Source organism: Citrobacter sp. wls757 (assembly GCF_005280935.1).
GTDB classification, from domain to species: Bacteria; Pseudomonadota; Gammaproteobacteria; order Enterobacterales; family Enterobacteriaceae; genus Citrobacter; species Citrobacter portucalensis.
On sequence record NZ_SZWU01000052.1, the window covers coordinates 1 to 9,461 of the forward strand.

Here is a 9,461-nt window from a genome sequence, read left to right on the forward strand (position 1 = left end):
GCCTGAGGCGCGGGGGTGAAACCGTTAGTGGCGGAACGACGAATGATGTCTTGCGATTGATAAGCCATAGGTCGTCTCCGTTACACCTTTTCCACGTTCACGAGGAAGGACTTAAATTCCGGCGTCTGCGTGTTCGCATCACCGACGAATGGCGTTAACGTGTTAGCGATAAAGCCTTTTTTCGCCACACCTTCGTAGCCCCAGTGAATCGGAATACCGATTGTGTCGATATCCTTACCGTTAGCCTTCAGCGTGCGAATACGTTTGGTCACCACCGCCTTGGCCTTAATGTAGCCGCGATTAGAGGAGACTTTGACGGTATCGCCGTGGGAGATACCGAGCTTATTCGCCAGCTTCTCGCCAATTTCCACAAACTGTTCCGGCTGAGCGATGGCATTCAGCAGCGCATGCTTGGTCCAGTAGTGGAAGTGCTCGGTCAGACGGTAGGTTGTACCGACGTACGGGAACTTATCTGCTTTACCCAGTGCTTCTTCGTCACCTTTAAAGATGCGCGCGGCAGGGTTAGAGATAACGTTCGGGTGCAGCGGGTTAGTCCCCAGCGGTGTTTCAAACGGCTCGTAGTGTTCCGGGAACGGACCTTCCGCCATCTTATCGATAGCAAACAGGCGTCCCATCCCTTCCGGCTGCATGATGAACGGCCCTACGTTGCTGCCAGGTGCGGCAGCACTGTAGTCCGGAATATCCATCCCGCTCCACTTCGCCCCATCCCATTTCAGGATCTGACGTTTTGGATCCCACGGATTCCCCAGCGGATCAGCGGAGGCGCGGTTATACAGAATGCGTCGGTTAAGCGGCCATGCCCAGGCCCAGCCCAGCGTATTACCAAGGCCTGACGGGTCGGCGTTATCGCGACGTGCCATCTGGTTGCCTTCCGGCGTCCAGCTACCGGCAAAAATCCAGCAGCCGCTGGAGGTCGTGCCATCGTCACGTAGTTGGGCGAACGAGCTAAGCTGTTGGCCTTTCTTGACGATAACCGCACCGGTTGCCGGGTCGGTAATGTCGGCCAGCGCTTTACCGTTGCTCTCCATCGCCACTTCTTCCGAAGCCGGTTCGTGCGGGGTGGAGTAGTTCCAGGTCATGCTCAGCACCTGTTCCGGGTTCGCGCCACCTTGCTCGGCATACATCTTGCGCAGGCGCAGGAAGATACCGGCGAGGATTTCGCCATCGGTAACGGCAATCCCCGGGGCATCAGCGCCTTTCCAGTGCCACTGCAGCCAGCGACCGGAGTTAACGATAGAACCGTTCTCTTCAGCGAAGCAGGTGGACGGCAGACGGAATACTTCGGTCTGGATTTTCGACGGATCAACATCGTTCGACTCACCGTGGTTCTGCCAGAAGGTGGAAGTCTCAGTGTTGAGTGGGTCGATAGTGACCAGGAACTTCAGTTTGGACAGTGAAGCCACAACTTTGTTTTTGTTCGGGAATGACGCGACCGGGTTAAAGCCCTGGCAGATATAGCCATTCACTTTGCCCTGATTCATCATCTCGAAGTACTGCAGGACGTCGTACCCTTTATCCCACTTCGGCAGCCAGTCGAAGCCCCAGCTGTTTTCCGCTGTCGCTTTATCGCCAAAGAAGGCTTTCATCATCGAAACGAAGAATTTCGGGTAGTTGCCCCAGTAGTTCACCTGACCTTCCAGCAACGGTTTTGGCGTGTTGGCGGCAAGGTAGGTTTGCAGGTCAGTCTGTTTCTCGCTTGGCAGCGTCATATAGCCTGGCAGGCTTTGTGACAGCAGGCCTAAGTCGGTCAGGCCCTGAATGTTGGAGTGACCGCGCAGGGCGTTAACACCGCCGCCTGCCATCCCCATGTTGCCAAGCAGCAACTGGATCATCGCCATGGTACGGATGTTCTGTGCACCCACGGAGTGTTGCGTCCAGCCCAGGGCGTACAGGAACGACGCGGTTTTATCTTTGGCACTGGTTTCTGCGATGTACTCACAGACCTTCAGGAAGTCGGCCTTTGGCGTACCGCAGATGTTTTCTACGACGTCCGGCGTGTAGCGGGAGACGTGCTGTTTCAGCAGGTTCCATACGCAGCGCGGATGTTGCAGGGTGACATCGCGTTTGGCGAAGCCTTTTTCATCCAGCTCGTAGTTCCAACTGGTTTTGTCATACTTGCGTTTGTCCGCGTCGTAGCCGGTGAACAGGCCATCTTCGAAACCGTAATCCTCACGCACGATCAGGCTGGCGTTGGTATAGGCCTCAGTATATTCGCGGTTGAATTTTTCGTTGTTCAGCAGGTACAGCAAAACGCCTGACAGGAAAGCAATGTCAGTACCGGAACGAATCGGCGCATAGAAATCAGCCACCGCAGCGGTTCGCGTAAAGCGTGGATCGATAACAATCAGCTTCGCGCCGTTGTGGATTTTGGCTTCCATCGCCCAGCGGAATCCGACCGGGTGAGCTTCAGCGGCGTTACCGCCCATCACCACGACGAGGTTGGCGTTTTTAATGTCGACCCAGTGGTTGGTCATCGCACCGCGACCAAATGTTGGAGCAAGACTTGCTACCGTTGGTCCGTGTCAGACGCGTGCCTGGTTGTCGACCGCGAGCATACCGAGCGCGCGGGAGAATTTTTGCGTTAAATAGCCGGTTTCGTTACTGGAAGCGGAAGCACACAGCATTCCGGTGGAAAGCCAGCGGTTAACGGTTACGCCTTCAGCGTTTTGTGCAACGTAGTTAGCGTCGCGGTCTTCTTTCATCAGCTTAGCGATGCGGTCAAATGCCTCATCCCAGCTAATCTGTTGCCACTTATCTGAGCCTGGTGCGCGATATTCCGGGAATTTCAGGCGGCTTTCGGAGTGGATGAAGTCCACAAGTCCTGCCCCTTTCGGGCACAGCGCGCCACGGTTCACCGGGTGATCCGGGTCCCCTTCGATATGGAAGATGGATGCTTTGGCGTTTTTTGCGCCGTCACCGAGGCTGTACATTAACAGTCCACAGCCAACGGAACAGTAAGTGCAGGTGTTACGGGTTTCGCGGGTGCGCAGCAGTTTATATTGCCGTGTTTCCGCGAGCGCTACGCCGGGTGCAAAGCCCAGTGCCGCTGCCGTGGTGCCTGCCATACCGCCAGCGCAGATCTTAAAGAACTGCCTTCTGCTGACCTGCATGGTTCGCTCCTTGTTTCGACATTGTCACGTTCCCTTCGCTTTTCTGTAACGCGAACGCGAGGGAAGTGGTTGTTATTTTTCTTTGCGGACGGGACCGCAAAGGTCCAGAATTGGGTGAATTTCCCTCCGTCCAGGAGGGATTTGTAAAGAATACCACAATGTTGGTATGCGTGTTCCAATATGGTTAAAAGAAAGTGAATAAGATTATTCAAGAAAACATCAAGAATGTGACATCTTCGACAGGATCGCGCCAGTTGACCCTCTGGAAGCGCGAGGATTTGCAACATCCTCAGCCTGATGAGGTAGCTGAAGAAGTGCCTGTTGCGCTGGTATACAACGGGATTTCGCACGTGGTGATGATGGCATCACCGAAAGATCTTGAGCACTTCGCGGTGGGTTTTTCACTTTCTGAAGGCATTATTGAGTCCCCGCAGGATATCTACGGAATGGACGTAGTGCCTTCCTGCAACGGATTGGAAGTGCAGGTTGAACTGTCCAGCCGTCGCTTTATGGGGCTGAAGGAGCGTCGTCGCGCGCTGGCCGGTCGCACCGGTTGCGGCGTTTGTGGCGTGGAGCAGCTCAATGACATTGGCAAGCCGGTCCAGCCGCTGCCGTTTACCCAGACATTCGATCTGGCGAATCTTGATAACGCTTTACGACATCTCAACGATTTTCAACCCGTGGGGCAACTGACAGGCTGCACGCACGCGGCTGCCTGGATACAGCCGTCAGGTCATCTGGCGGGCGGGCATGAAGATGTTGGACGTCATGTTGCGTTGGATAAACTGCTGGGACGACGTGCAATCGAAGGGGAAACCTGGCAACAGGGCGCGGTATTAGTCTCCAGCCGCGCCAGTTATGAGATGGTGCAGAAGTCGGCGATGTGCGGTGTGGAGGTCCTGTTTGCTGTTTCTGCGGCGACAACGCTCGCCGTGGAAGTTGCCGAACGTTGTAACCTGACGCTGGTGGGTTTTTGCAAACCGGGCAGGGCGACGATCTATACGCATCCGCAACGTCTGGTCGCGCAGTGACGCCACCAGGCGGCCAGAATACTGCCGGAAAATGCCAGTTCCATGATTACGGCAACTGGCGAGCCAACAATCACATTGTTCAGCAGCCAACACAGGCTGCCACACAAGGTGTATCCCCGTAATTTTCCGCTGCGTTTTTGAAATGACGCAAAGGTCATCAGCAGGCTTCCCATCAGCGGCAAAATACTCGACAGATTTTGCCAAAGATAAATGCTACACAGCAGCGACCCCAGCATAAATCCCCACATCACCAAGCGGTGAAAGGTGACGATGGCTGTCGCGTAGCGGCATGCGGCAATGATCATTAACCCAGCCGCAGCGTGTTGATCCAAAAGATAGAAATGGATAGCTAACAGAGACGTAGAACTGGTGAGCAGCGTTAAAGTGATAGCCCGGCGTTGAAAATGAAAAGCGGAAATATCCAGTAAGAAGCTGATGCCAGCCAGCATCTGAGAAAGAAGAAATGCGTTCATTGTGGTCGCCATCTATTAAAGAGTGACGGGACAATAATCGACGCATCACCGTAAGGCGTTAACCTTTGTTAAGACGCTGGCGAATACGGGACAGGCTAACGGGGGTAATGCCGATATAGCTGGCAAGATCGCGCTGGGTGAGCTGTGACTCCCAGTCCGGGAAGTGTGTTTGTACGTACTGATAGCGTTGCTCTGGGGTATTGAGCAGCAGCATTTGCTCTTTTTTCTCTTTGTAGATCAATTGCTGGACCAGTAGCTGAGTCTTAATATCCTGATTTTCCGGTGCATCCAGCAAAGCCAAGGGGATTTCAGTGGTTTCTCCAGCGGCGATCATTTGCAGGCTGTAATCGGCAGGTGTGTTAGTTAGCCAGTTCAGGTACAGAAAGCAGTATTCCCCGGCAAAGTAGAACTCTTTAACCCTTTCAACACCGTTGTCCGCGTGATAAACCGCACGAGCCACACCATGATGTAAAAGATAAAGTTTACTTTGTGGTTCACCCTGACGAAGTAACCAACTACCCGCCGGTTGCGTTTTTCTACGGCTGCCTGCGAGGCATCGTGGTTCCTGATTACGCGACATCTTATCTCTCAAATAATTTGAATAAGACTGGCAAATCCTTCCGCTTTAAGTTGTTCGAGTATCAGCCTATTATTTATCACATCAAGGCACGGTGCCTTACTCAAACAACTAAGTTAAAGGGTTTATATTATGAAAAGCATCAAAACTTTTGTCGCAGTTATCGCTCTGGCTACTTCTTTTGGTTCTTTCGCTGCTCAGACAGTGACCGCAACCGGTTCTACGCTGGAAAGCGCTGAAGCAAAAATCGCCGCTCAGGCTGAACGTGCGGGCGCCAGCGATTACAAAATCACTCAGGCATACACCGGTAACCGCGTGCACATGACCGCCGAACTGCTGAAATAAGATACCTTAGTACTGTCGAAAGAGCGCCCTTGAGGCGCTTTTTTAGTGTCTTTAACAGGCCGACAAACTATATGTAATTTTTTGATATTGTGAATGTTGATGCCGGACGAGGCATTAGTCGCCCGGCAATATGTGAGCACAATAGCTAAAACAGGTTTGTCATTACGCTCTGTCCTTATTGCGTTTAATCAAAGTAATAACGAATGCCCAAGCGGAATCGCACCTGATCGTCATGATTCTGGTCTTGATCCAGCCAGGCAACTTCAGCATAAGGAAGCCAGTGTTTATCGACGCGGTAACGCGCCACAATGCTTGGTTCCCAGTGAGTTTTCTGCCCGTTAGAGGCATTGAAGTCGTTGGTGTTCACAAAGAATTCCGGGTTGAGTTGGAGCCATAGTTTATCCGTTGCCTGGTAATTAAGGTACAAGTCGAACTGATGGCTGTCGTTATAATCCATATAGCCATTGTAATCGCGTTCTTTATGGGTCATATGATTGTAACGGTAGCGGCTGCTAAAACTTAATGTCTTACTGATTTTATAATCGAGACTGATATAAGGTGCCAGTTTCGTCCCGTTACTATCAATATCAGTTAATCCTCCAGGCGTCAGCGTCCATTTTTCATTAAGCGGAATAGGGTACCAACCTTCAAATTCCTGAAAAGAGCTTTTCATTTGATTAAAGTCTTGCCCGAGGTCATACATGGCGGAAGCAAGAACTCCTGCGCCGTTATCAAATATATGGCCAAGACCAATTTTATACTGATTTTTCTCAGAGGCCGTAGTGTGTGCATAGCGGTTATCAACCCAGGTAGCTGCGGAAAATGCATTCAGCGAAAAGCAGGATAGCGGTATGCCGATCACAAGTATGTGTAATTTTTTCATTTTTATTCCTGTAGGATTTGTTGAATACTTAATGCCATCTTTTCTGTAAAAAGATAAAAGGCATAGATTATTTGCAAATCCCATGCCATCAAATAAAATCTATAAATTACATATGGTTATGGTTTTTGTTGAAAAATAGTATCGACACTAATGGCTGCAATGGCCTTTTTCATCCATTTGTGTCGAGAAAAATAAATGCCAACTGATTTTTTTATAAATTTATTCATTGGGGTTAGGGGTTAAAGGTTTTATTAATATAAACAGGTTCTGTGTATGGGATAATAAATTAAGGAGAAAATTATCATAGGGAATGTAAAAAAGATCCCTTTAGTAAAAGGGATCCGGATGAAAGTTTAAATAATTCCCACGCCCGCTGCCGCAAAGCCAAAAACAATTAGCATAATAAGCACTTTGTTAGGGCTGACCTTTTTATTCAGTAACTTCAGGCAGCCCAGTACCAGCAGCAGTGGAATTAATCCGACGCAGATCTTGTCGAGGATCTCTTGCAATACAAACGGCTGCCCGGCGATGGTGGTTTTAAAGGTGGTGGTAAATTTCACCATGCTGGCGCTCATCGCGCCCACCATCATCAAGCCCATCATTGCTGAGGCTTTAGTGATGCAGGAAAGCAAGCCGGACTGTGTCGCTTCGGCGATGTACTTCGAACCCAGTCGATAGCCCATTACCCCACCGTAGTAGCGCAGCAGTAAACTTGGGATGTTGTAAATCAGCAGGAACAGCAGCGGCCCCAGCGGGTTCCCCTGTGATGCCAGGCCGATAGCAATCCCCGTCGCGATAATGCGCAAGACGCCATAGAAGAAGGAGTCGCCGACGCCCGCGAACGGTCCCATTAAGGCCACTTTGATACCGTTAATACTGGAGGTATCAAAATTCGGGTTGGCGGCGTTCTCTTTTTCCATCGACAGCGTCAGGCCCATAATGAACGGCGCCAGATGCTGGTTGGTATTGAAGAACTGGCTGTTGCGTTTGAGCGACTCAACGTAGCCGTGCGGGTTGCCGGTATAGATCTTCTTGAGCAGGGGCGCCAGGATCCAGCCGTAGCTCAGCCCCTCCATACGGGTGAAGTTCATGGACCCCAGCAGTTGGAACTGGCGGAAAAACAGCTGGCGGAACATTTTCTTTTCGCCCTTGCTGTCATCGCATGTGCTTACCGCACTGTTGTAGATATCAGTCATTGAAGAACCCATCCTTATCGTCAACTGACGCACTCGCGGCAGTGGTGGCTTGTTTATTGGCTTTCAACTGGTTGAATTCGTTGAAGCAGAGATAAACGGCAACGGAAGCGGCAATAATTGCGATGCCCATAATTGGCAGTTGCAGATAGGCTGCCATGGCGAAGCCGATAAAGAAGAAGGCCGCGATATTCCGGTTCCATAGCGCCTTGAGCAAAATGGCAAAACCCAGAGCCGGAAGAATGCCGCCTACCGCCGTCATACCGCGCATCACGGTGTCCGGAATGCTCTCCACCAGGCTGCGGATCACATCGGTGCCGAAGAGAATGCCGAAGAACGCCAGCACGGCGAACGGCACACCGTAGAACATTGTCATTCCGAGCGTGATACCGAGCGCGGCGCGGTCGCGCCCCTGTTCAAGCAAGGCGTCGTACTTCTCAACCAGCGCGGTATAAACCAGCTTCAGAACCTGATAAACAAAGACCGCCAGCAGGCTGATAGGCAGCGCTAATGCCACCGCAACGGCGGGTTCAGCGTGGGTGAGAATGGTAAACGCGGTAGCCAGAACTGAACCCACCGCCAGGTCGGCAGGCACCGAGCCGCCGATGGTGATGGTGCCAAGAAAAATCAGTTCAAGCGTGGCGCCGATCATAATTCCCTGCTGAAAATCTCCCAGCACGAATCCGACCATCGCGCCGCAGATTAGCGGGCGTTCAATCAGCGGCTGGCCGAGCGTATGGTCAGCGAACTTGGCGATATACATCACCAGTGCGACAAGTAATGCAGACGTTAACATAACGACCCTCGCTTAGCTGACAGCATTATCCAGCATCTCAATCAGGTTTTTCACCGGATGAGATGGCAGAACCTGGTATTCCACCTTCACGCCGCGCGTGGCGATGGCATGAAAATCAGCGATATCTTCCGGTGTCACGTAGACGGTATCGCTAATGCGCTTTTTCGCTGCCAGATTGTCGGTAATGCGCCCAAAATTAGCGACGTTCAGGGTTTTTATGCCTTCAACCTGTTCGGCCAGACGACGCGCGTCGGCGGCATTGTTGACGATCACCATAATTTTCATCGCCTCGGAACGCGGGTCGTTGAGGATATCGCCTGCGTCTTTAACCGCCATAATGGCGCACTTCGCGGTATCAGGGGCCGCCATGCGCAGCGACATTTTTTGTACTTCGTTATTCACGATCTGATCGTTGGCGACCAGAATACGGTTCACGCCGAGATGTTTGGTCCAGACTACGGCAACCTGACCGTGGATCAGGCGATCGTCAATTCGTACTAAAGAAATCATGTGTAGCTCCAGTTAGCAAAAGTAGGGGGTCCAGACTCGGGAAAGGCGAACCAGGGCTTCGAAATAGAAATAATCGCCCCAGAGGTTAGGTTCGTTAATGCCCATGTTGCGGCCAAAGTTATAAACGCCTTCACGCAGCAGGCCGTCCTGCGTGTGGGCAAAATAGCGCTCGCGCAAATTGCGCATCATCAGTTCGATGGCATTACCGTAAGCGGGGCGTAGCGGGTCGGTTAACGGCAGCCGAGTGAGCAGCTCCGTTAGGCCGCAGGCGGCAACGACGGCGGCGGAAGTATCTCGTGGCGCGTTATCCTGCGACGTGAAGATCAGATCCCAATAGCAGATGAAATCTTCCGGCAGACGATTGAGAAAATAGTGCGCCAGCTTACGCGCTAGCTCTGGCTGAGTAGTATCACCGGTGTGGCGGAAGCACAGCGCAAAGCCATAAATACCCCACGCCTGACCGCGTGCCCAGCACGAGCTGTCGCTAAAGCCCTGATGAGTATCGCCGCGTAGCGGCTGGCC

10 protein-coding genes and 1 pseudogene are annotated in these 9,461 nt (G+C 52.0%); 2 read left to right on the plus strand and 9 right to left on the minus strand.

The window, feature by feature from the left end; all coding sequences use genetic code 11:
* Positions 1–68, minus strand: a 68-nt coding sequence (locus FDW94_RS24235) for a hypothetical protein (RefSeq protein ID WP_001679811.1), incomplete at its 3' end; no start/stop codon positions are given.
* Positions 69–80: 12 nt separating this feature from the next.
* Positions 81–3,131, minus strand: a complete 3,051-nt coding sequence (gene fdnG / locus FDW94_RS14070) for a formate dehydrogenase-N subunit alpha (RefSeq protein ID WP_137377769.1) — start codon at positions 3,129–3,131, stop codon at positions 81–83.
* A 194-nt stretch (positions 3,132–3,325) separates the two neighbouring features.
* Here fdnG and fdhD point away from each other — a divergent pair, with 194 nt between their 5' ends.
* Positions 3,326–4,162: a formate dehydrogenase accessory sulfurtransferase FdhD gene (fdhD, locus tag FDW94_RS14075; RefSeq protein WP_057066657.1), complete on the plus strand. Its 837-nt coding sequence runs from the start codon at positions 3,326–3,328 to the stop codon at positions 4,160–4,162.
* Here fdhD and FDW94_RS14080 read toward each other — a convergent pair.
* The gene (locus FDW94_RS14080) at positions 4,129–4,635 is read right to left on the minus strand and encodes a YgjV family protein (RefSeq protein ID WP_020996116.1); all 507 of its coding nucleotides are present in this window, start codon (positions 4,633–4,635) and stop codon (positions 4,129–4,131) included. The genes fdhD and FDW94_RS14080 overlap by 34 nt on opposite strands.
* A 58-nt stretch (positions 4,636–4,693) precedes the next feature.
* Positions 4,694–5,215 (minus strand): Crp/Fnr family transcriptional regulator, encoded by a 522-nt coding sequence (locus FDW94_RS14085; RefSeq protein WP_137377770.1) that lies wholly within the window; start codon positions 5,213–5,215, stop codon positions 4,694–4,696.
* A gap of 129 nt (positions 5,216–5,344) precedes the next feature.
* On the opposite strand from FDW94_RS14085, the gene FDW94_RS14090 reads away from it, so the two are divergent.
* Complete coding sequence (locus FDW94_RS14090; RefSeq protein WP_003825262.1) at positions 5,345–5,557, plus strand: DUF1471 domain-containing protein; 213 nt, start codon at positions 5,345–5,347, stop codon at positions 5,555–5,557.
* Positions 5,558–5,741: 184 nt separating this feature from the next.
* Here the strand turns inward: FDW94_RS14090 and FDW94_RS14095 are convergent, their stop codons facing one another.
* From FDW94_RS14095 to FDW94_RS24240, 5 genes and pseudogenes are all read right to left on the minus strand, one after another.
* Complete coding sequence (locus FDW94_RS14095; RefSeq protein WP_137377771.1) at positions 5,742–6,440, minus strand: oligogalacturonate-specific porin KdgM family protein; 699 nt, start codon at positions 6,438–6,440, stop codon at positions 5,742–5,744.
* 353 nt (positions 6,441–6,793) lie between these two features.
* Positions 6,794–7,636, minus strand: coding sequence for a PTS system mannose/fructose/sorbose family transporter subunit IID (locus tag FDW94_RS14100; protein WP_137377772.1), 843 nt, complete (start codon positions 7,634–7,636; stop codon positions 6,794–6,796).
* Positions 7,629–8,429, minus strand: coding sequence for a PTS sugar transporter subunit IIC (locus FDW94_RS14105; protein ID WP_137377773.1), 801 nt, complete (start codon positions 8,427–8,429; stop codon positions 7,629–7,631). Before FDW94_RS14105 ends, FDW94_RS14100 begins: the two co-directional genes overlap by 8 nt.
* A gap of 12 nt (positions 8,430–8,441) precedes the next feature.
* The gene (locus FDW94_RS14110; RefSeq protein WP_137377774.1) at positions 8,442–8,939 is read right to left on the minus strand and encodes a PTS sugar transporter subunit IIB; all 498 of its coding nucleotides are present in this window, start codon (positions 8,937–8,939) and stop codon (positions 8,442–8,444) included.
* 12 nt (positions 8,940–8,951) lie between these two features.
* A pseudogene (locus FDW94_RS24240) lies at positions 8,952–9,461 on the minus strand (glycoside hydrolase family 88 protein); the annotation flags it as partial.

What these genes read in the sequence shown, in the direction of transcription:
- FDW94_RS14090 (WP_003825262.1), top strand. Translation starts at nt 5,345, where the DNA reads ATGAAAAGCATCAAAACTTTTGTCGCAGTTATCGCTCTGGCTACTTCT.
- FDW94_RS14110 (WP_137377774.1), bottom strand. Translation starts at nt 8,939, where the DNA reads ATGATTTCTTTAGTACGAATTGACGATCGCCTGATCCACGGTCAGGTT.
- FDW94_RS14100 (WP_137377772.1), bottom strand. Translation starts at nt 7,636, where the DNA reads ATGACTGATATCTACAACAGTGCGGTAAGCACATGCGATGACAGCAAG.
- FDW94_RS14085 (WP_137377770.1), bottom strand. Translation starts at nt 5,215, where the DNA reads ATGTCGCGTAATCAGGAACCACGATGCCTCGCAGGCAGCCGTAGAAAA.
- FDW94_RS14105 (WP_137377773.1), bottom strand. Translation starts at nt 8,429, where the DNA reads ATGTTAACGTCTGCATTACTTGTCGCACTGGTGATGTATATCGCCAAG.
- FDW94_RS14095 (WP_137377771.1), bottom strand. Translation starts at nt 6,440, where the DNA reads ATGAAAAAATTACACATACTTGTGATCGGCATACCGCTATCCTGCTTT.
- FDW94_RS14080 (WP_020996116.1), bottom strand. Translation starts at nt 4,635, where the DNA reads ATGAACGCATTTCTTCTTTCTCAGATGCTGGCTGGCATCAGCTTCTTA.